The sequence below is a fragment of the Streptomyces sp. NBC_01498 genome (assembly GCF_036327775.1).
GTDB lineage: Bacteria > Actinomycetota > Actinomycetes > Streptomycetales > Streptomycetaceae > Streptomyces.
In genome coordinates, this window is the sequence record NZ_CP109598.1 from 639,503 (window position 1) to 660,852 (window position 21,350).

Consider the following 21,350-nt stretch of genomic DNA (forward strand, 5'->3'; position numbering starts at 1 on the left):
GTGCTGTCGGTCACCGGTCTGACCAAGACCTTCCCGGGCGCCCGCGCGCTCGACGGCGTGGACTTCGCCGCCCTGCCGGGCGAGGTCCACGCGCTCATCGGCGAGAACGGCGCCGGGAAGTCCACCCTCATCAAGGTGCTCACCGGTGTGTACCGGCCCGACGCGGGCGAGATCGTGTACGACGGGCGGCCGGTGCGCTTCCAGACCCCGCTGGAGGCGCAGCACGCCGGGATCTCCACCATCTACCAGGAGGTCAACCTCGTCCCGCTGATGAGCGTGGCGCGCAATCTGTTCCTGGGGCGCGAGCCCCGGAACCGGCTGGGGCTCATCGACTTCCGCCGGATGCACCGCGAGGCCGACGAGGCACTGCGCACGCTGGGGCTGCGGGTCGACGTCCGGCGTCCGCTGCGGACACTGGGCGTCGGCGCGCAGCAGATGGTGGCCCTCGCGCGGGCGGTCTCCGTCGACGCGCGGGTGGTCGTGATGGACGAGCCGACGTCCTCGCTGGAGCCTCGTGAGGTGCGCACCCTGTTCGGGGTGATCCGGATGCTCCGGGAGCGCGGTATCGCGGTGGTGTACGTGAGCCACCGGCTGGACGAGCTGTACGAGGTGTGCGACACGGTCACGGTGCTGCGCGACGGCCGGCTCGTGCACACCGGGCCGATCGCGGAGCTGGAGCGGCTGCGGCTGGTGTCGCTGATGCTCGGGCGCGAGATGGGCGAGGTGCGCGGCGAGGGGGTCACCAAGTTCACCGGCGACCACCACGCGTCGGGCGAACCGGTGCTCTCCGCAACGGATCTGACGGTTCGTCACACCTTGCGCCAGGTGTCTGTCGAGATCCGGCCCGGTGAGGTCGTGGGCCTCGGCGGGCTGCTCGGCTCGGGGCGCAGCGAGACGGCCAAGGCCATCGCGGGCGCGCTGCCGCCGGACTCGGGGAGTGTGGTGGTGGCCGGTGCCGCCGTCCGTACGGGCTCCACGCCCGCCGCCATCCGGGCCGGGGTGAGCCTGCTGCCCGAGGACCGCAAGGCCGAGGGCATCGTCCCCGGGCTGTCGGTCCGGGAGAACATCGCGCTGGCCGCGCTTCCCGGGCTCTCCCGGTTCGGCCTGGTGGACGACGCCAGGATCGACCGGATCGTCGCCACCTTCATGGAGCGGCTGCGGATCAAGGCGTCCGGGCCGCACCAGAAGGTCGGTGAACTGTCCGGCGGCAACCAGCAGAAGGTGCTGCTGGCCCGCTGGCTGGCGATGCGGCCGAAGGTGCTGCTGCTGGACGAGCCGACCCGGGGCATCGACGTGGGCGCCAAGGCCGAGGTGCAGGGCCTGATCGACGAACTCGCCGACGAGGGGCTCGCGGTGCTGCTGATCTCCTCCGACATGGAGGAGCTGATCGAGGGGTCGGACCGGGTGGTGGTCCTCAAGGACGGTGCCGTGGTGGCGGAGTTGACCGGGGACGACGTCACGGAGGACCGGCTGATGCGGGCGATCGCCGCGGCGCCGGAGTCGGACGCGGAGCTGAAGACGGTCGCCCCGGACGCGGCGGCGCTGGTGGCGCACCCCGTGACTCCGGGTACGGCGCCGGCCGGCCCGGCCTCCTCGGGAGGGGAGAGGGACCATGACTGAACTCGCCCTGAAGGGCGCCCCGGTGGACCGCGCTCGGCTGCTGCGGCTGCTCCAGGAGTACGGGGTGTACGCGGGCGTCGCCGTCCTGCTGCTGGTCAACATCGCGCTCACGCCGCACTTCCTGTCCACGGAGAACTTCCGTACCCAGGCCGTGCAGGTGGCGCCCGTGCTGATCGTCGCGCTGGGCATGGCGCTGGCGATCGGCAGCGAGGGCGTCGACCTGTCGGTGGGCTCCGTGATGGCCCTCTCGACGTCCCTGCTGTCGTTGTATCTGGGCTACGGCCCGTGGGTCGCGCTGGTCGTGGCGATGCTGGGCGGCGCCGTCGTCGGGCTCGCCAACGGGTCGCTCATCGCGTTCATCGGCGTCCAGCCCATCGTCGCCACGCTGGCGCTGATGGTCGCGGTACGGGGCGTCGCCCTGGTCCTGCTGCCGCAGTTGAAGGACGTACGCGACCCGGGGATGGCCTCGCTCGGCACGGGCGACCTGTTCGGTGTCCCGTATCTCGTACTGATCGCCGCCGCACTGGCCCTGGCCGTCGGATTCACCGTGCGGCGTACGACCTTCGGGCGGCAACTGCTGGCGATCGGCGACAGCCGGCCGGCCGCGCGGCTCGCCGGGCTGCCGGTGCGCCGGGTGCTGATCACCGTCTATGTCATCGCCGGGGTGCTCGCCGCGATCGCGGGCGTGCTGGCCACCGCGCGGCTCCAGGCCAGCGACCCGACCTCGCTGGGCACGCTGATGGAGCTGTCGGCGATCACCGCCGTGGTCGTGGGCGGCACGCCGCTGAGCGGCGGGCGGATCCGTATCGGCGGCACGGTCGCCGGGGCCGTACTGATCCAGCTGCTGACGGCGACCCTCATCAAGCACGATCTGCCGCCGTCCTGGACGCAGATCGCCCAGGCCGTCGTGATCGTGCTGGCGGTCTACGCGGCACGCGAACGGGGAAAGCGATGACCCACACCCACACGGAACGCCCGGCGTCCGCCACGGGCGGCGGGCCCTCCCCCGCCGGGGACGGCTCCGACGAGGCGCCGCTCGGCGCGAGCCGGGCGGAGGCGCTGAGCGCCCTCGCCCAGCAGCACGGCGCGCTGGTCACGCTGGTGCTCGTGGCCGTCGGCGCGTCGATCGGCTTCGACACCTTCCTGACCGGCGACAACCTGGAGAACATGGCGGTCTCCTCGGCGTTCCTGGCGATCGTCGCCCTCGGCATGACCTTTGTGATCATCACGGGCGGGATCGACCTGTCCGTCGGGTCGCTGTTCGCGCTCGGCGGGGTCCTCGCCGCCTGGGGGTCGCGGTACGGCACCCTGGTCGCGCTGCTCCTGCCGCTGGCCGTCTGCGGTCTGATCGGACTGGTCAACGGCCTGCTGATCGCGAGGGCGCGGCTGGCGCCGTTCATCGTCACGCTGGCGGCGATGCTCGCCGCGCGCGGCATCCTGCTGGCCGTCACCGACGAGGGCTCCACGACCTATCTGGTGGACGAGTCGTCGTTCTTCGCGAGCCTCGGGCAGGAGAAACTGCTGGGCGTCGGGGTGCCGGTGTGGATCACGGCGGCCCTGTTCGTCGCGGGGGCCGTGGCGCTGCGGCGCGGCAGGTTCGGCCAGTACGTGTACGCGGTCGGCGGCAACGAGGACGCGGCGGCCCTGATGGGTGCCCCCGTGGCCCGTACGAAGATCGCCGTCTACACCCTGTCCGGGCTGTGCGCCGGGCTGGCCGGGGCGCTGAACGCGGCCTGGCTGGTCTCGGGCGTGACGATCCTCGGCACCGGCATGGAGCTGGAGGCGATCGCGGCGGTCGTCATCGGCGGCACCCTGCTGACCGGTGGCTTCGGCTTCATCAGCGGGTCGCTGGTGGGTGTTCTGCTGCTGAAGGTCATCCAGAACGTCATCAACCAGATCGGGTCGCTGGACTCCGCGTACCAGCAGGTCGTCAGCGGCGCCTTCCTGGCGGTCGTGGTGATCGCCCAGACCTGGCTGGGCCGGCGGCGCCGGATGATGTGACGCGACCGGCGGGCACCGGCGCGAGCGGGTGCGCCACGGCGCCCAGGCCGGGTCTGACAAATCGTGCCGTCCGCCCGCAGGGCGGGGCGTGCGCCCGTCGCGGAGCGGCTGATGTCCCCGCCGGTGCGTGCGCTCGCGAGGCGGAGGATCGTCGTCGTGAACGGTCCGGGCGTACGTGGCCGACCCCGACCACACAGGGGGCACCTCCCGTGCCCCCTCGGGGGCTTCGGGGGAGAGCGTGCGTGACGGGCGTCGCGCGCCGGGCGATATTTGTCAGACACGGCCTAGCGGGGGCTCGCCGCGCTCCGGTCCCAGAAATCGACCAGTGCGGAGGCCGTTTCGTCCGGGAGGTGGACATTGGGCGAATGTCCGCCTCCCGGCAACGGGACGAGACGCGCTCCCAGACGGTGCGCCATTTCTTCGACCTCTTCCGGGGACCAGGTGCCGTCGGGGGAACCCGACAGCACCGCCTTGGGAAGGTCGATCCGGGCCAGTTGCGGGGTGCGATCGGTCTCGCCCCGCATCTGACCGGCCGCCGCGGCCAGATGTGCCGGAACATTCGCGAGCCAGCGCCGGTGCAGGAATTCCCGCACCTCCTCCGCCGCCTCGCTCCGCCGCTGGCGGACGAACGGCCAGAGCTCGTCCGGCGACATGGATTCCAGGCCCGTGAGCAGCATTCCCAATCGCTCCCGCTGTCCCGCGGAAACCGGTCCCGGGCCGACGTTCATGAGAGTCAGCGACGCCCACAGGGAGCGGTCGCCCGAGCTGTCGAGCACGGCGGCTCGGGCGATCATGCCGCCGTAGGAGTGGCCCAGCAGGTGCACGGCGCCCGCGTCGAGCCGCCGTGCGACGGCCATGACATCACGGGCCAGTTCGACCTGTGTGTACGAGGGCTCGGACGACGCGGCGCCGGTCTCGTACTGCCCCCGGCCGTCCAGGGCGACGACACGGTAGCCGCCCTCGCTCAGCCCGGAAAGCAGGGGCAGGAAGTCTTCCTTGCTGCCCAGGAAGCCCGGCACGAGGAGGGCGACCCCCCGATACGGAGCGGCGTCCATCGGCGCCGTGTCCAGCACGGCGAATTCGCCACGGGCGGTGGGCATGCTCCACGTGCGCGTGTGGGAGGGCCGCTCAAGGGTCAACAACTGGCTCACGCGGAGCATCATACGACCGCCACCGCCACGCCCGGACCGCGATTCGAACGGACTTTCCCCTGGTCAGGGCCTTGCGCCGGCGCAAAGGTCCTGCCTGCCCCGGCCTTTCACGCGAGGCGAGGTGAATTCCCCCGGCCGGCCGACGCGGACGGCCTCCGGGCCCTGTCCCGCGCGCATCCGCCGGACAGGGCGCCAGAAGAACCGTTACGACCCACTGGGTCGCCCAACTGGGGCGGCTAGACGACCAGTTGGCCCTTGCCGAGGGCGATCACACCGTTCTTCGAGACCGTGTACAGCTCCTCGTCCCGGCCGGGGTTGACGCCGATCGTGGCGCCGGGCGGGACGTCGACGTTCTTGTCGAGGATCGAGCCGCGGACCACCGCGCCCCGGCCCACCCGTACGTTGTCGTGGAGCACCGAGCCCTGCACCACGGCGCCCTCCTCGATCACCACGCCGGGCGACAGCACGGAACGGGTCACCTGCCCCCGGATCACACAGCCGGGGCCCACGATGGACTCGCTCGCGATGCCGCCCGCCACGAACCGCGCGGGCGGCAGCTGGCCCGTGTGGGTGTAGATCGGCCAGCGTCTGTTGTCCAGGTTGAACTCGGGCTGGTGCGAGATCAGATCCATGTGCGCGTCGTAGTACGAGTCGAGGGTGCCCACGTCGCGCCAGTAGCCGTGTTCGCGCGGGGTCTCGCCGGGGACGTGGTTGTCGTCGAAGTCGTAGACCTGCGCCATGCCCTGCTCGGTGAGCATCGGCAGGATCGAACCGCCCATGTCGTGGACCGACGACTCGTCCTCGGCGTCCCGGTGCAGCGCGTCCACCAGGATCTTGGTGGTGAAGAGGTAGTTGCCCATCGAGGCGAAGACCCGCTCGGGGTCGTCCGCCAGGCCGGGCACGTCCGTCGGCTTCTCCTGGAACCGGTCGACCGTCGTGCCGTCGGAGCCGGGCGTGATGATCCCGAACGACGACGCCTCGGCGCGCGGGACCCTGATCCCGGCGACCGTCACCCCGGCGCCGCTCTCGACGTGCCGCTGGAGCATCTGCCGGGGGTCCATGCGGTACACGTGGTCGGCGCCGAAGACCGCGATGTAGTCGGGCTGTTCGTCGTGGACGAGATTGAGGGACTGGAGGATCGCGTCGGCGCTGCCGAGATACCAGCGCGGGCCGAGACGCTGCTGGGCCGGGACGGGCGTCACGTAGTTCCCCAGCAGGCTGGACATCCGCCAGGTGACGCTCACATGGCGGTCCAGCGAGTGCGACTTGTACTGCGTGAGGACGCAGTTGCGCATGATGTCGCCGTTGACGAGATTCGACAGGACGAAGTCGACCAGGCGGTACGTGCCGCCGAAGGTCACCGCCGGTTTCGCACGGTCGGCCGTCAGCGGCATCAGCCGCTTGCCCTCTCCGCCCGCCAGCACGATCCCGAGCACCGAAGGTCCACCGCGCATCGCCGCTCCTTTGTTCGCGACCCTCTTACCGGTCGTCCGGATCCGTCTACCCGCCCTGACCGGACTTGAGCAGCTCTTCGTACACCTCGTACGTACGCCGGGCCACCCGGTCCCAGCCGAACTCGCGCACCGCCCTGTCCCGTCCCGCCGCGCCCATCGCGGCGGCCGACTCCGGGTCGTCCAGCACCCGGTTGAGCGTCTCGGTGAGAGCGGTCTCGAAGTCCTCCGGGTGCCGTTCGTCGTACGGCACCAGCAGGCCGGTGCTTCCGTCGTCGACGACCTCCGGGATACCGCCGACCGCCGAGGCGACGACGGCGGTGCCGCACGCCATCGCCTCCAGGTTCACGATCCCCAGCGGTTCGTACACCGAGGGACAGGCGAACACCGCCGCGTGGGTCAGCAACTGGACGACGTCGGGGCGCGGCAGCATCTCGGGGATCCAGAACACCCCGTCGCGGCTGCCGCTCAGCTCGTCCACCAGCTCCCGGAACTCCCGGCCGATCTCCGGCGTGTCGGGTGCGCCCGCGCAGAGCACCAGCTGGGCCTCCGGGTCGAGGGCGCGGGCCGCGCGCAGCAGGTGCGGGACACCCTTCTGCCGGGTGATGCGGCCGACGAACAGCACGAAGGGCCGGTCGGGGTCGATGCCGATCCGCTCCAGCACGTCGGTGCCGTGGTCCGGCCGGTAGAGGCGGGTGTCGATGCCGTTGTAGATCACCCGGACCCGGTCGGGGTCGAGCGAGGGGTAGCAGTCGAGGATGTCGGCGCGCATGCCGCGCGAGACGGCGACGACCGCGTCCGCGGCCTCTATCGCGGTGCGCTCGGCCCAGCCGGACAGCGCGTACCCGCCGCCGAGCTGCTCGGCCTTCCAGGGGCGCAGGGGCTCCAGCGAGTGGGCCGTCATCACGTGCGGGATGCCGTACAGCATCTTGGAGACATGGCCGGCCAGCGCCGCGTACCAGGTGTGGGAGTGCACCAGATCGCTGCCCTCGGCCGCGGCGGCCATCGCGAGGTCCACGGAGAACGTGCGCAGCGCGTCGTTGGCGCCGTCGAGTCCGGCGGCGGCCCGGTGGCGTACGACACCGGCGGCCCGGTCCTCGGGACCGCCGTCCTCGCCCCAGCAGTGCACGCGCAGATCGGTCAGCTCGCGCAGTTCACGGGCCAGGAACTCCACATGGACGCCGGCGCCTCCGTAGACGTCCGGGGGGAACTCCCGGGTCAGCAGACCGACCTTCACGCCATACCCCCGTCGCCCGACGATCTCAGCCATGTCATGGTCACCCGGAAACCTCTCGCGCGGAAGGGCGTGGCGGTGGCCGGTCGAAGACACAGTCCCCGCAGAGGCCGCCGGAGGGGCAACGGTAGTAGAGGCAGCAGCTGCGGCGCCGGAAGGTCCCGTCCCTTGATACGCCGGTGGTGCGCAGGTCGGGGTGGGTGAAGAGGGCCGCGCCGATGAGGGCCGCCCGCTCACCGGCCTCGGGGCGCCCGGTCCGGCGGCTCCAGGCGCGCAGTTCCCGTACGGCGCCGGCGAGGGCGGAGCCCGCGTTGCCCCACAGCAGGCGTGGCGAGATCCCGCCGTCGGCGCGCAGGGCCGCCGCCAGCGGGACGAGGTGGCCGTACTGGACCACCGCGCGCACCGACACCGCGAGGTTCTCCGGTGAGGGGTCGTAAGGGCCCAGGGCGCGCGGCGCGGCCAGCAGGAGGTCGTCCGGCGCGGAGGCGCCCGGATTCCAGCGCAGCCTGGCCGGGTCCAGGTCCGGTACCCGGCCGTGCAGCGCGGCCGGTCCCAGGGCCACCGACCAGAGGCGGGCGGCGAGGCCCAGGTGCGCGACGGACGCCGCGACCCGGCGCTCGGGGGCGCCGAGTCTCCGGGCGACCGTGTCGACGCGCGCGGACAGCGGCGCGACGTCGCCCGCGTAGATCCGCGCGAGAGGGACGTACGCGCCGTCGTGCGCCCCCACGCCCGCCCGCGCTTCCGCCGTCCACGCCGTTTCAGGCCCCGTCCCCGACTCCGTCCCCGTCCGGGGACCGCCGTCCGTCCGCAGTGCGAAGAACCCGCCCACAGATCCGACCTCCGCGAGATCCACCCGCCCTCCCTCTCCGGCCCTCGACCGCCACCATTGCTCTCACCTGCCGTCACAGTCCGTAACGTTCCGTGGTCACGACGGGTTCCCGGTACGGAACACCGTCCGCCGCCCGTTGCTCCGTGACGAGGGCCCCGGCGACCGCCCCGGGAATGACCCGAGCCCTCGGCGCGTACTACTACAGCAGTACGTCGGAATGCCGTCTTCAGGACGACGACTAATCGAAGCGGGCGAGAGATCGTGGACATATGAGTGCACTCGCGCTGTCCGTGCTGCTGTCACTGGTCTCCGCGGTCGCGTACGCGGCCGGGGCGATCCTTCAGGAGCGCGTCGCGGCGGACACCCCCGCCCGGCCCTACGCGCCCCTGCACCACGGCGTGTGGTGGGCCGCTGTGGCGCTGAACGGCGTGGGCGCGCTCCTGCATGTCGTGGCACTCGCGTACGGCCCGCTGAGCCTCGTACAGCCGCTCGGCGCCCTGACGATCGTCTTCGCCCTGCCGATGGCGGCCGTCTTCGTCCGCCGCAAGGCGGGGGCCACCGCCTGGCGCGGGGCCCTCATGGCGACGCTCGGACTGGCGGGGCTGCTCGCGCTGACCGGTCATGCCGGGTCCCACTCGCTGGGGTCGGGCGAACGCCTGGTGGTGGCCGGCGCCACCGCCGTCCTGGTGGGTCTGCTGTTCGTGCTGGCGCAGGCGGTGCGCCGCCCGGCGGCGCGCAGTGTGCTGCTGGCCGCGTCGGCCGGTGTGGCCTTCGGCATCGCCTCGGTCTTCACCAAGACGGTCGCCGTCGACTGGACGGCGGGCACGTTCGCCGGACAGGTGCCGAGCCTGGTGTTCATCGCCGTGCTCGCCGCCGCCGGGCTGCTCCTGTCGCAGGCTTCCTACCGAGGCGCGGGCCTGGCCGCGCCCCTGGCCACGGTCACGGTCGTGAATCCGGTGGTCGCGGCGGCCGTCGGGCTCACCCTCTTCGGCGAGGGATTCCGGTACGGCCTGACGGGCGGACTGTTCGCGCTCGCCTTCGGTGTCCTGACGGCGGGCGGCCTGGTGCTGCTGACCACGGAACGGCTCGCGGCACAGACCGCGCACGGCGGCCCGGCGCACGACGACCGGGACCGTGACCGGGTGAGCGTTCCGGGCCCCACGACGCCCGGCGCCACGGCGGAGCGCCACCACCACGCCGGGCCGTCGGCGCGCCCCGGCTGGCACCTGACCGCGTACCGCGCCTCACGCAAGCCGGAGGGCGGTGGCGCGCACCGGGCGCAGCAGCGGGTGACGCGCCACATCCTGCGGCGGGCACCGCGCGCGGACGCGGCCCCCCGGCGGCCCCTGCGATCAGATGCGGACGCCGCCCGCCCTGAGGTAGGAGACGGGGTCGATGTCGGAGCCGTAGCCGGGCCCCGTGCGCATCTCGAAGTGGAGATGCGGTCCCGTGCTGTTTCCGGTCGACCCTGACCGCGCGATGCGCTGACCCGCGTTGACCCGCTGACCGTCCCGCACGTTGAGCGCGGACAGGTGCGCGTACTGGCTGTACTTGCCGTCGCCGTGCCGGATGACGACCTGGTAGCCGTACGCGCCCTCCCAGCCCGCCGAGACGACCGTGCCGGCCGCCACGGCCTTCACCGACGTGCCGGTGGGGACGGGGAAGTCGACGCCCGTGTGGTAGCCGCTGGACCAGGAACCGGCCTTGCGGTACGGGGTGCCCGTGCTCGCGCCCACCGGGGCGCTGAAGGAGGACGACTCCTTCGGCCGGTCGGCCTTCCGTTCCTCGCTGACCTGCTTCGGCTGTTCCTTCGCCTTCGGCGCCTGCTGCTTCGGCTTCTCGGCCTGCTTCGGCGGCTGCGCCTTCGCGGCGGGCTTCTTCGCCTCCTCCTTCTTGGGAGGGGCGGGCGCCTCGGCGGCCGGCCGGTCCTTCGCCGGGGCCGAGACGTGCAGGACCAGCTTCTGGCCGGGGAAGATCAGGTCGGGGTCGCTGCCGATGACGCGGCGGTTCTCCTCGTACAGCCGCTGCCAGCCGCCCCGCAGCTCCTGGGCGGCGGCGATGCCGGAGAGCGAGTCGCCGCCCGACACCGTGTAGCCCTCGCGCTCCGTCGGTACGGAGGTGGGCGAGGCGGCCTTCTTCGGGTCGCTGCGCGGGGCGCTCTTGCGCGCGGACGTGTCCCGGTCGGTGTCCCGCGCCTTGGCCGGTGACACGTCGGGGGCGTCGCCGCCCCGGGCGAGGCCCGCCTTGACCGAGCAGTGCGGCCACGCCTGGGGGCCCTGGCCCTTGAGGACCTTCTCGGCGACGGCGATCTGCTGGTCCCTGGTGGCGAGGTCGGCGCGCGCCGCGTACTGCCGGCCGCCGAACGCCTCCCAGGTGGACTGGCTGAACTGGAGCCCGCCGTAGTAGCCGTTGCCCGTGTTGATCTGCCAGTTGTTCGTGGACTCGCAGGCGGCGACCTTCTCCCAGGTCTCCACGGGGGCCGCGCCGGCGGTGCTCGCGCCGATGAGCGGCAGGGCGATGCCCGCACCGCCCGCCGTGACGGTGAGCGAAGCGCGGTTGATGCGGCTCGGCTGGTATCTGCGGTGGCGACCGGTTGCGGCCATGGTGTCGGCTCCCCCACTGGCAGGAAAATGGACGTCTGGGACACGTCGCAATCGGTCAACTTAGGCCAGTCGCATGTGCAATGACAAGGGCTCACATCGGGAGCCCGCGCGGATCGTGTGCGCCTGTCGTGCGTCCACGTGTGCGTCCTCGGCGCGGCCTCCGCCCGTCGGCCGCGCGACGTTCGTGACGCGGCCGGCCCGGCGTCCGCGCCCCGTCCGACGCTCCGTCGGGCACGAGGTCCGGGCGCCCGCCGCCCGCCGCCCCCGCGTCGTCCCAGCCCAGGGGCCGGCATTGACAGGCCCGGCACCGTCCGGCGAGTCTGGGTCAGTCAGCGGGAGAGCGCTCTCCAACAGGATTGAAGGGGCAGTATGGCCGAGGACGAGACCGAGCGACTGCTGGAGAAGCTCGACATCGGGCAGAAGGTCCGTCTGCTGACGGGAGCCAGCAACTGGCGTACGTACGACGAACCGGCCGTCGGTCTGCGTCCTCTCACGATGTCCGACGGACCCGCCGGGGTACGGGGCGACGCCTGGGACGAGCGGCGGACCTCCCTCGTGCTGCCGTCGCCGACCGCCCTCGCGGCCTCCTGGGACGAGGAGTTGGTCCGGGAACTCGGCGGGCTGCTCGCCGACGAGGCACTCCGCAAAGGGGTGCGGGTGCTGCTCGCCCCCACCCTGAATCTGCACCGGTCGCCGCTGGGCGGGCGGCACTTCGAGTGCTTCTCCGAGGACCCGCTGCTGACCGCGCGCACCGGCGTCGCTTTCGTGACGGGTGTGCAGGAGGGCGGTGTCGCGGCCACGGCCAAGCACTTCGTCGCCAACGACGCGGAGACCGACCGGCTGCGCGTCGACGTCCGGGTGGACGAACGGACCCTGCGCGAGGTGTATCTGGCCCCGTTCGAGGCGGCGGTGGACGCCGGTGTCTGGGCGGTGATGTCCGCGTACAACAAGGTCAACGGGGAGACGATGTCGGCCTCCCCGCTGCTTGACCGGCCGCTGAAGGAGGACCGGCCGGCGCACGGGGACCGAGGTCCGGGAGGCGGCTGGGGCTTCGACGGGCTCGTCGTCTCCGACTGGGGCGCGGTCCGTTCGCCGCTCGACACCGCCCGCTCCGGCCAGGACCTCGCCATGCCCGGTCCTTGCAGCCCCTGGGCGGACGGGCTGCTCGACGCCGTACGGGCGGGGCTGGTCGACGAGGCGCGGATCGACGACAAGGTACGGCGGCTGCTGCGGCTGGCCCGGCGGGTCGGCGCGCTCGGCGAACCGGGCCCGGCGCGACGGCACATGACCCCGCCGGCCGGCCGGCGCGCGCTGCTGCGGCGTGCGGTCGCCGCCGGAACGGTCCTGCTGCGCAACGAGAACGCCGTCCTGCCGCTGGACCCGGCCCGGCTGCGCCGCCTCGCCGTCGTGGGCGCGCACGCCACCGCCGTGCGGATCCAGGGCGGCGGGAGCGCGGAGGTGTTCCCCGCGTCCGTGGTCACCCCGCTGGCGGGGATCGAGGCGGCGCTGCGGGACACCGGCGGGGCGGACACCGAGGTGACGTACGCGCCCGGCCTGCCGCCGCACACCCGGCCCCGGCCGCTCGACCCCGCCTGGACCCGTGACCCGCGCGACGGCCAACCGGGCGTCCTCGTACGGCTGCTGGACGCCGACGGCGCCGAACTCCACGCCGAACACCGGCTGTCGGGCCGCATCGTGGAACCGGCCCGGGTGCCGGGCGCGGCCACCGTGGAGATCCGGGCCCTCGTCCGCCCGGCGCACAGCGGCAGTTGGACCCTGGGGGTGGGCGGCTGGGGGCTGATCTCCCTGTCGGTGGACGGCCGGACGCTGCTGTCGGAGGAGTTCCCGCTGGACAGTGACGACCCGACCCGGGTGCATGTGGCGCCGCCCTACCGGTGCGCGCGGGCCGAGTTGACCGAGGGCGTGGAGGTGGAGGTGGTCGCGCGGCGGCGGCTGGATCCCGGAACGGGGATCGCGACGCTGCTGGCCGCCGCACCGCCGCCCGGGGACGCGGAGGCGGCCCTCGCCGAGGCCGTGGCCGCCGCGCGGGCCGCCGATGTCGCCGTCGTCGTGGTGGGCACGACCGAGGAGAGCGAGTCCGAGGGACGCGACCGAGAGTCCCTGGCCCTGCCCGGCGGCCAGGACGCGCTCGTGCGGGCGGTGGCCCGCGCCAACCCGCGCACGGTGGTGCTGGTCAACTCCGGCGGCCCGGTCGAACTGCCCTGGCACCTCGACGTACCGGCGCTGCTGCTCGCCTGGTTCCCCGGCCAGGAGGCCGGACACGGCCTGGCCGACGTGCTGTTCGGCCGCGCCGAGCCCGGCGGGCGGCTGCCGACGACGTGGGCGCGGGACCGGCGGGACGTCCCGGTGCTGGACACCGTGCCGCGCGACGGACGCCTTCCCTATGAGGAGGGCGTCCACATCGGCCACCGCGCCTGGCTGCGCGCCGGCAGGCGCCCCGCGTACTGGTTCGGGCACGGCCTCGGGTACACGACGTGGGCGTACGAGGGCGTGGAGGCGCCCGCGACGGTGTCGGCGGCCGACGGCGAGGCGGGCGTGGACGTACGCGTACGGCTGCGCAACACCGGCCCGCGCCGGGGCCGTGAGGTCGTCCAGGTCTATCTCGCCCGTACGGAGACGGCGGTCGACCGGCCGGTGCGCGCGCTGGCCGGGTACGCGGCGGTGGAGGCGGAGGCGGGCGAGGAGGTCGTGGCGACGGTACGGCTCGGCGCGCGGGCCCTGTCGCACTGGTCGGTGGAGAGCGGGCGCTGGGAGCGGGAGCCGGGCGTGTTCACGCTTCTGGCCGGGTCCTCGGCGGGCGAACTGCCGCTGAGCACGGCGCTCACGGTGTCGGAGAAGGGGCCGGTCACCCCGGACTTGGCGATGGAGAGCGCTCTCCGCTGATGCTATAAATGCGCTCATGACGGAGGATTCACGCACGGCCGGCGCGCCCACGCTGGAGGACGTCGCCCGCGCGGCCGGGGTCTCGCGTGCCACCGTCTCCCGGGTCATCAACGGCGTACGCAACGTCGATCCGGTGATCCAGGCGGCGGTGCGGGACGCGGTGGCCGTCACCGGGTACACGCCGAACCGCGCGGCCCGCTCGCTGGTCACCCGCAAGGCCGACTCGGTGGCCCTGGTCGTGTCGGGCGCCGGGGACGATCCGCCGCCGGTCGCCGCGACGGCCGGACCGGAGCCGCAGGACGGCGACCGCGGCGACGGAGGCGCGGAGGAGGGCGGTTTCGACGGCGGTGTGGGCTCCTTCATGACGGAGGTCTTCGCCGACCCGTTCTTCGGCCGGGTGGTGACGGGCGTCGTCAACTTCCTCCGCCCGCGCGGGATCCACCCGGTGCTGATGTTCGCCGAGACCTCGCGCGCGCGGGACGAGGTGGTGTCGTACCTGCGCCAGGGCAGTGCCGACGGCGCGCTGGTCGTCTCCACGCACGCCGGGGACCCGCTGCCCGCGCTGATCACGGACGCCGGGCTGCCCGCCGTGCTCTACGCCCGCCCGGCGCGTCCGGTACGGATCAGTTACGTCGACCTCGCCCACCAGGACGGCGCCCGGCTGGCCGCCGAACATCTGCTGGCCCGGGGCTGCCGGCGGATCGCCACGATCGCGGGGCCCTACGACGTCCCGGCCGGACAGGACCGGCTGGCGGGCTTCCGGGACACGATGGCCCGGCACGGGCATCCGTACGTCCCCGTCGCCGAGGGCGAGTTCACCGAGGAGAGCGGCGCCCTGGCGATGGCGCGGCTGCTGGACGAACACCCGGACCTGGACGGGGTGTTCGCGGCGAACGACCTGATGGCCGTGGGCGCGTGCCAGGTGCTGCGCGAGCGGGGGCGGGCGGTCCCGGACGACGTCGCGGTGATCGGCTTCGACGACAGCCGCGCGGCGGCGGCCTGCCGCCCGCCGCTGACGACGGTGCGGCAGCCGGTGGAGGAGATGGCGGCGGAGATGGCCCGGCTGCTGCTGGACCGGCTGGCCCGCCCGGAACGCCCCGTCACCTCGGTGATCTTCGAACCGACCCTGGTCCGGCGCGCCTCGGCCTGACGGTGCGGCAGCCGCCCTCGGTCGGGCACCGGGCAGGCCGTACGAGCGCCCCTGGCGGCCCGGAAACGGCGGTCACGAGGGGGACGCGTGGTCTCCGCCGGGCGTCGTCCGTTCGACATGTCCGACCTGAACCGGACGGCCGGACGGACAGGCGGCCGGACGGCCGACGGAAGGCGCACCCCCGGCGCACCGACGGACCGGCAGTCAGCCGAGCAGGCAGACAGGCAGTCAGGGCGCCGTCAGGGCTTCGTCTCCAGTGCCGGGGAGGGAGTGTGCGCCCAGCGTTCCGTCGGAGTACGGCCGCCAGGCACCGTCCGGGCCCCCTCGTCCACCGGGGGCGGCGGCATCGGCCGCGTACCGCCCCGTGCCAGGAAGTCCGCCAGCGGCAGCGTCGCCGCGCCCACCGTCACCGCGTCCGGGCCCAGCCGCCCCATCTCGACCGTCGCCCGTGCCCCGGTGTGGCGCAGCGCGTACTCGCGGGCGTAGCGGCGGATGTCGGGCAGCAGGTGCGGGCCGATCTGGAGGCCGGCCCAGCCGCCGAGGAGCACCCGCTCCGGCAGGAACAGGTTGATCAGGTCGGCGACAGCCGCGCCGAGGCACTCCGCCGTCTCGTCGAGCAGGGACACCGCGACCTGGTCGGGCGCGGGGCCGCCGGGCGGCGGGAACGCGGCGGCCAGCAGCGCCGCGAGGGCCGTCTCGTCGTCCGCGTCGGCGGGCAGCGGCCCGTCCGCCTCCTGCCAGCGTTCGCGCATCGCCTCGGCGCCCGCGTACGCCTCCAGACAGCCGATCGAGCCGCAACGGCAGCGGCGTCCGCGCAGTTGGACGGTGGTGTGGCCCCATTCGAGGGCGCTGCCGTGCCGGGTCTCGTCGAACGTGCCGCCCTCGCCGCCCCGGATCACGCTGGCGCCCACACCGGAACCGATGAGGGCGATCGCCGCCGTCCCGGCGCCCCGGCCGCCGCCGAACCACATCTCGGCCTGGCCGAGCGTCTTCGCGCCGTTGTCGATGAACAGCGGGACCTCGGCGGGTACGTCGACGGCGGCGCGCAGCAGTCTCTCGAAGGGCACGGCGGTCCAGCCCATGGTCTGTCCGTGCACGACCGCGCCCTCGGGGCCGTCGCGTTCGATGATGCCGGGGACCCCTATGCCGATGCCGAGGAGTTCGCGCGGGTCGGCCCCGGCGTCCCGCAGCACATGGGCCACACCGGTGCGGACATGGGCGACGATGCGTTCGACGTCGTGTCCGTGCTGGGCCAGCAGCCGTTCGGTGCGGGCGAGTTCGGTCAGGGACAGGTCGAAGAGCTCGACCCGGACCCGGGTTTCCCCGATGTCGATGCCGATCAGGAGCGCGCCGCCGGGGGCGACCCGCAGCAGGGTGCGCGGCCTGCCGCCGTCGGAGTCGACGACCCCGGCTTCCTCCAGGAGGCGTTCGGCGGCGAGTTCGGTGACGACGTTGCTGATGGAACCTGAACTCAGACCGGTGGCCGGGCCCAGCTCCTGACGGCTCAGGGGCCCGTCGAAATACAACCGTTGCAACACCCTCGCCCGGTTGCCCCTGCGCAGGTCACGCACTGTTCTGCTGTCCCGTTCGGCCATGGTGCTCCTTCCCAGGACGCAACATACCCCGGTCCCAGACCTTGACGCGACCTTCTCTCACCTCTTAAATCACGACATAAATTAAGCCGTGAGGCAGCGTTCGACTCTCGAACACAGCCACCCCGGAAAGGGGCCACCCCATGCGCAGATTCAGAGCCGCAGCAGTCGTCACCCTCGCCACCGCCCTCGCCGCCACCGTCACCGGATGCGGTGGCGGCACCTCCACCGACGGTGCGGGCACCAACGACTCCCCGAAGACGCTCACCTACTGGGCGTCCAACCAGGGCCCCAGCATCGAGGCCGACAAGAAGATCCTCACTCCCGAGCTGAAGAAGTTCGAGAAGGAGACGGGGATCAAGGTCAAGCTCGAAGTCGTGCCGTGGTCGGACCTGCTCACCCGGATCCTGGCCGCCACCACCTCCGGCCAGGGCCCGGACGTGCTGAACATCGGCAACACCTGGTCCGCCTCGCTCCAGGCGACCGGCGCGCTGCTGCCGTGGGACGACAAGAACTTCGAGGCGATAGGCGGCCGGGACCGCTTCGTCGAGTCGGCCGTCGGGTCCGCCGGCGCGGAGGGCCAGCCGCCCGCGGCGGTGCCGCTGTACTCGCTCGCGTACGCGCTGTACTACAACAAGCAGATGTTCGCGGACGCCGGTATCGACGGTCCGCCCGCCACCTGGGACGAGCTGGTCGCCGACGGCAAGAAGCTGTCCAAGGACGGCAAGTGGGCGCTGGGCACCGAGGGCGGCAACCTGTCCAACAACATCCACCAGGTCTTCGTCCTCGGCCAGCAGCACGGCGCCGACTTCTTCGACGACTCCGGCAAGCCGACCTTCACCTCCGACGGCGCGGTCGCCGCCGTGAAGCAGTACGTCGACTTCATGGCCAAGGACAAGATCATCGCTCCGGGCAACGCGGAGTACGCCCAGAACCAGTCGCTGACCGACTTCGCCAAGGGCAAGACCGCGATGGTGCTGTGGCAGGCCGCGGCCTCCACGTTCGCCTCCCAGGGCATGAAGCCCGAGGACTGGGGCGCCGCGCCCGTACCCGTCCCGGCGGGCGCGCCCGGCACCGGCCAGCAGGTGAACTCGATGGTCGCCGGTATCAACATCGCCGTCTTCAAGAACACCAAGAACATCGACGGCGCCAAGAAGTTCGTCAAGTTCATGACGAGCGACGCCGAGCAGAAGCTCCTCAACAAGACCTACGGGTCCATCCCGCCGGTCGCCGCCGCCCAGAGCGACCCGGCGTTCGCCGCGCCCGACCTGAAGGTGCTCCGCGACACCCTGGCCACCAGCGCCGCGCCGCTGCCCCAGGTGCCCGAGGAGTCACAGTTCGAGACGGCCGTCGGCACCGCCGTGAAGGACCTGTGGGCGGACGCCGCCTCGGGCCGCCCCGTGACCACCGAGTCCGTCAAGAAGCGGCTGGACAAGGCCCAGCAGCAGATGCAGCAGTGAGGCACCGCCCATGACGTCCACCGTGACTCCCCCCGTACGCACGTCGGGCGGCGGTAAGGACCAGGGCGACGGGGGTGCGCGGCGGCGCAGGCTGCTGCCGCGCATCCCCGACCGGATCCGCCACGGCGGGCTGCCCTATCTCCTGCTGCTTCCCGCGGTCCTGCTCGAACTGCTCGTGCATCTCGTCCCGATGGTGATCGGGATGGTCATGAGCTTCCGCGAACTGACCCAGTTCTACATCAACAACTGGGACCGGGCGCCGTGGCGCGGGTTCGACAACTACCGGATCGCCGTCGACATCGACGCCCCGCTCGGCGAGGCGCTGCTCCACTCCTTCTACGTCACCTGTCTCTTCACGGTTCTCGTGGTCGGACTGTCCTGGCTGTTCGGCATGGCCGCGGCGATCATGCTCCAGGAGAACTTCCGCGGCCGGGGGCTGCTGCGGGCCGTCTTCCTCACGCCGTACGCGCTGCCCGTGTACGCGGCCGTCATCACCTGGGCGTTCATGTTCCAGCGTGACAACGGCATGATCAACCACGTCCTGCACGACCAGCTCGGTCTCACCGACGAGCCGTCGTTCTGGCTGATCGGCGACAACAGTTTCGTCGCGCTGGTCGTCGTCGCGCTCTGGAAGTCCTGGCCGTTCGCCTTCCTCATGCTGATGGCGGGGCTCCAGAACATCCCGCGCGAGCTGTACGAGGCGGCGTCCATCGACGGCGCCGGGATCTGGCAGCAGATCCGCAAGATCACCCTGCCGTCGCTGCGTCCGGTCAACCAGGTGCTGGTGCTGGTGCTGTTCCTGTGGACGTTCAACGACTTCAACACGCCGTACGTGCTGTTCGGCGACTCGGCGCCGGAAGCGGCCGACCTCATCTCGATCCATATCTACCAGTCGTCGTTCGTCACCTGGAACTTCGGTACGGGCTCCGCGATGTCCGTCCTGCTGCTGCTCTTCCTGCTGCTGGTCACGGCGGTCTACCTGGTGGCCACCTCACGCGGAAGGAAGGGTTCCGATGCCTGAGGCGCCGGCCCGCAAGGCCAGATCCCCGCTCGCTCCCCCGGTGTCCTTCCTCTGGACCCGCCGGCTCGTCCTGACGTTCCTCGCCACCTTCGCCCTGCTGCCCGTCTACGTGATGGTCAGCAGTTCGCTGAAGCCGCTGGAGGACGTGACCGGCAAGTTCCAGTGGATCCCGACCGAGATCACCATCCGCCCGTACATCGACATCTGGGACACCGTCCCGCTCGCCCACTACTTCATGAACTCGCTGATGGTGGCGGGCGCGGCGACCGTGCTGTCGGTGACGATCGCGGTGTTCTCCGCGTACGCCGTGAGCCGCTACCGGTTCCGGGGCAAGCGGATCTTCACCGTCACGGTGCTCTCCACGCAGATGTTCCCGGGCATCCTCTTCCTGCTGCCGCTGTTCCTGATCTTCGTCAACATCGGCAACAGCACGGGCGTCGCCCTGTACGGGTCCCGGGGCGGGCTCATCCTCACCTATCTGACGTTCTCGCTGCCGTTCTCCATCTGGATGCTGATCGGGTACTTCGACTCCATCCCGAGGGATCTGGACGAGGCCGCGAAGGTCGACGGCTGCGGCCCGCTCGGCGCGCTGTTCCGGGTGGTCGTGCCCGCCGCGATCCCCGGCATCGTGGCCGTCTCCGTCTACGCGTTCATGACGGCCTGGGGAGAGGTGCTCTTCGCGTCCGTGATGACGAACGACGAGACCCGCACGCTCGCCGTCGGTCTCCAGGGCTACGCCACCCAGAACGACGTGTACTGGAACCAGATCATGGCCGCGTCGCTCGTCGTCAGCGTGCCCGTCGTCGCGGGCTTCCTGCTGCTCCAGCGCTATCTCGTCGCCGGACTGACGGCGGGAGCGGTGAAGTGACGGACCCTCAGCACAACTCCCACCGGGACATGACAGGCCGTCAGCTGACGGAATATCAGTCCATCACCCACGCGTCCTCCGTGGAAAGGCAGTCAGTGAACGAGCTCAACGCCCTCCCCCACGACTTCCTCTGGGGCGTCGCCACCGCCGCCTACCAGATCGAGGGGGCCGTCGCCGAGGACGGCCGCTCCCCCTCGATCTGGGACACCTTCTCCCACACCCCCGGCAAGGTCGACAACGGCGACACCGGCGACATCGCCTGCGACCACTACCACCGGGTCCCCGAGGACATCGGTCTGATGAAACGCCTCGGGGTGGGCTCCTACCGGTTCTCGCTCGCCTGGCCACGGGTCGTGCCCGGCGGCGACGGGCCGGTCAACGAGGCCGGGATCGACTTCTACGACCGGCTGGTGGACAGCCTGCTGGAGGCGGGCATCACCCCCTTCGCCACGCTGTACCACTGGGATCTGCCACAGGCGCTCCAGGACCGGGGCGGCTGGCCGGCCCGTGGGACGGCCGAGCACTTCGCCGCGTACGCCTCCGTCGTCGCCGAACGCCTCGGCGACCGGGTGAAGGACTGGGCGACCCTCAACGAGCCGCTGTGCTCCGCGTGGATCGGCCATCTGGAAGGCACCATGGCGCCCGGTCTGACCGACCTCAAGGCCGCCGTCCACGCCTCGTACCATCTGCACCTCGGTCACGGGCTCGCCGTCCAGGCCATTCGCGCGGTCTCCTCCGACGCCCGGATCGGCATCGTCAACAACCTCAGCCCGATCGAGGCGGCCACCGACCGCGAGGCAGACCGGGCGGCGGCCGTACGGGCCGACGGCCACACCAACCGCTGGTGGCTGGACCCGATCCACGGACGCGGCTATCCGCAGGACATGCTGGACCTGTACGGGGTGGACCTGCCGGAGCGCCCCGGCGATCTGGAGACCATCGCCGCGCCACTGGACTGGCTGGGCCTCAACTACTACTTCCGCCAGGTCGTCACCGACGACCCGTCCGGGCCCGCGCCGTACGCCAAGCAGGTCTATCTGCCCGGCGTACGCCACACCGCCATGGACTGGGAGGTCCACGCGGACGGCCTGGAGGAGCTGCTGCTCCGGCTGACCAGGGAGTACGGCGCCCAGCGGCTGTACGTCACGGAGAACGGGTCGGCCTACCCGGACGTCCTGCGGGACGACGGCTCGGTGGACGACCCGGAGCGCGCCCGCTATCTGGAGGAGCATCTGGAGGCCTGCGCGCGGGCGGTGCGCAAGGGTGTCCCGCTCGCCGGGTACTTCGCGTGGTCGCTGCTGGACAACTTCGAGTGGGCCTACGGCTACGACAAGCGGTTCGGTCTCGTCCATGTCGACTACGCGTCGCAGCGGCGGACGATCAAGTCGAGCGGGCACCGGTACGCGGACATCATCCGCGCGCTGGCCGAGCGGGGTCACAAGGCGGCCTGAGGACAGGGCAGTAAA

The 21,350-nt window shown here is 72.1% G+C and carries 16 protein-coding genes; 10 read left to right on the forward strand and 6 right to left on the reverse strand.

All coding sequences use genetic code 11. The annotated features are described in order from the left end of the window. Genes OG875_RS02370 through OG875_RS02380 form a run of 3 tightly spaced genes read left to right on the forward strand, consistent with a single transcriptional unit; the run spans position 1 to position 3,621 of the window. On the forward strand, positions 1-1,620 hold the full coding sequence (locus OG875_RS02370) for a sugar ABC transporter ATP-binding protein (RefSeq protein ID WP_330172532.1): 1,620 nt from the start codon (positions 1-3) through the stop codon (positions 1,618-1,620). Continuing rightward, the gene (locus OG875_RS02375; RefSeq protein ID WP_330172533.1) at positions 1,613-2,575 is read left to right on the forward strand and encodes an ABC transporter permease; all 963 of its coding nucleotides are present in this window, start codon (positions 1,613-1,615) and stop codon (positions 2,573-2,575) included. The genes OG875_RS02370 and OG875_RS02375 overlap by 8 nt, the downstream gene beginning before the upstream one ends. Beyond that, positions 2,572-3,621, forward strand: a complete 1,050-nt coding sequence (locus OG875_RS02380) for an ABC transporter permease (protein WP_330172534.1) — start codon at positions 2,572-2,574, stop codon at positions 3,619-3,621. The genes OG875_RS02375 and OG875_RS02380 overlap by 4 nt, the downstream gene beginning before the upstream one ends. Positions 3,622-3,905: 284 nt before the next feature. On the opposite strand, the gene OG875_RS02385 is transcribed toward OG875_RS02380, so the two are convergent. The 4 genes from OG875_RS02385 to OG875_RS02400 all read right to left on the reverse strand — a co-directional run bounded on the left by OG875_RS02385 (position 3,906) and on the right by OG875_RS02400 (position 8,310). Beyond that, positions 3,906-4,781: an alpha/beta fold hydrolase gene (locus OG875_RS02385; protein ID WP_330177572.1), complete on the reverse strand. Its 876-nt coding sequence runs from the start codon at positions 4,779-4,781 to the stop codon at positions 3,906-3,908. A 227-nt stretch (positions 4,782-5,008) separates the two neighbouring features. After that, positions 5,009-6,226 carry a glucose-1-phosphate adenylyltransferase gene (gene glgC, locus OG875_RS02390; RefSeq protein ID WP_330172535.1) on the reverse strand — a complete coding sequence of 406 codons (1,218 nt, stop codon included), beginning with the start codon at positions 6,224-6,226 and terminating at the stop codon, positions 5,009-5,011. Between the two features lie 46 nt (positions 6,227-6,272). Continuing rightward, complete coding sequence (gene glgA / locus OG875_RS02395; RefSeq protein WP_330177573.1) at positions 6,273-7,460, reverse strand: glycogen synthase; 1,188 nt, start codon at positions 7,458-7,460, stop codon at positions 6,273-6,275. A 40-nt stretch (positions 7,461-7,500) separates the two neighbouring features. Further along, positions 7,501-8,310, reverse strand: a complete 810-nt coding sequence (locus OG875_RS02400; protein WP_330172536.1) for a (2Fe-2S)-binding protein — start codon at positions 8,308-8,310, stop codon at positions 7,501-7,503. A gap of 245 nt (positions 8,311-8,555) precedes the next feature. Here OG875_RS02400 and OG875_RS02405 point away from each other — a divergent pair, with 245 nt between their 5' ends. Then, positions 8,556-9,758 (forward strand): DMT family transporter, encoded by a 1,203-nt coding sequence (locus tag OG875_RS02405; RefSeq protein WP_330172537.1) that lies wholly within the window; start codon positions 8,556-8,558, stop codon positions 9,756-9,758. On the opposite strand, the gene OG875_RS02410 is transcribed toward OG875_RS02405, so the two are convergent. Then, a complete protein-coding gene (locus OG875_RS02410; protein ID WP_330172538.1) occupies positions 9,639-10,889 on the reverse strand; it encodes a transglycosylase family protein in 1,251 nt (416 codons plus the stop codon). The two genes, OG875_RS02405 and OG875_RS02410, sit on opposite strands and share 120 nt — an antisense overlap. A gap of 369 nt (positions 10,890-11,258) precedes the next feature. Between OG875_RS02410 and OG875_RS02415 the strand changes: the two genes are divergently transcribed. Both OG875_RS02415 and OG875_RS02420 read left to right on the forward strand, forming a co-directional pair. Beyond that, entirely contained in the window at positions 11,259-13,793 is a 2,535-nt protein-coding gene (locus tag OG875_RS02415; RefSeq protein ID WP_330172539.1) for a glycoside hydrolase family 3 C-terminal domain-containing protein, read from the forward strand. A 16-nt stretch (positions 13,794-13,809) separates the two neighbouring features. Next, a complete protein-coding gene (locus OG875_RS02420; RefSeq protein ID WP_330172540.1) occupies positions 13,810-14,943 on the forward strand; it encodes a LacI family DNA-binding transcriptional regulator in 1,134 nt (377 codons plus the stop codon). 239 nt (positions 14,944-15,182) lie between these two features. On the opposite strand, the gene OG875_RS02425 is transcribed toward OG875_RS02420, so the two are convergent. Next, positions 15,183-16,538: an ROK family transcriptional regulator gene (locus OG875_RS02425; RefSeq protein ID WP_330172541.1), complete on the reverse strand. Its 1,356-nt coding sequence runs from the start codon at positions 16,536-16,538 to the stop codon at positions 15,183-15,185. Positions 16,539-16,678: 140 nt separating this feature from the next. On the opposite strand from OG875_RS02425, the gene OG875_RS02430 reads away from it, so the two are divergent. The 4 genes from OG875_RS02430 (at position 16,679) to OG875_RS02445 (ending at position 21,335) form a co-directional block, all read left to right on the forward strand. Beyond that, positions 16,679-17,995: an extracellular solute-binding protein gene (locus OG875_RS02430; protein ID WP_330172542.1), complete on the forward strand. Its 1,317-nt coding sequence runs from the start codon at positions 16,679-16,681 to the stop codon at positions 17,993-17,995. A 10-nt stretch (positions 17,996-18,005) separates the two neighbouring features. Next, positions 18,006-19,016: a carbohydrate ABC transporter permease gene (locus tag OG875_RS02435; protein WP_330172543.1), complete on the forward strand. Its 1,011-nt coding sequence runs from the start codon at positions 18,006-18,008 to the stop codon at positions 19,014-19,016. Further along, positions 19,009-19,884, forward strand: coding sequence for a carbohydrate ABC transporter permease (locus tag OG875_RS02440; RefSeq protein ID WP_330172544.1), 876 nt, complete (start codon positions 19,009-19,011; stop codon positions 19,882-19,884). Before OG875_RS02435 ends, OG875_RS02440 begins: the two co-directional genes overlap by 8 nt. A gap of 95 nt (positions 19,885-19,979) precedes the next feature. Then, on the forward strand, positions 19,980-21,335 hold the full coding sequence (locus tag OG875_RS02445; RefSeq protein WP_330172545.1) for a GH1 family beta-glucosidase: 1,356 nt from the start codon (positions 19,980-19,982) through the stop codon (positions 21,333-21,335). Positions 21,336-21,350 lie beyond the last annotated feature (15 nt).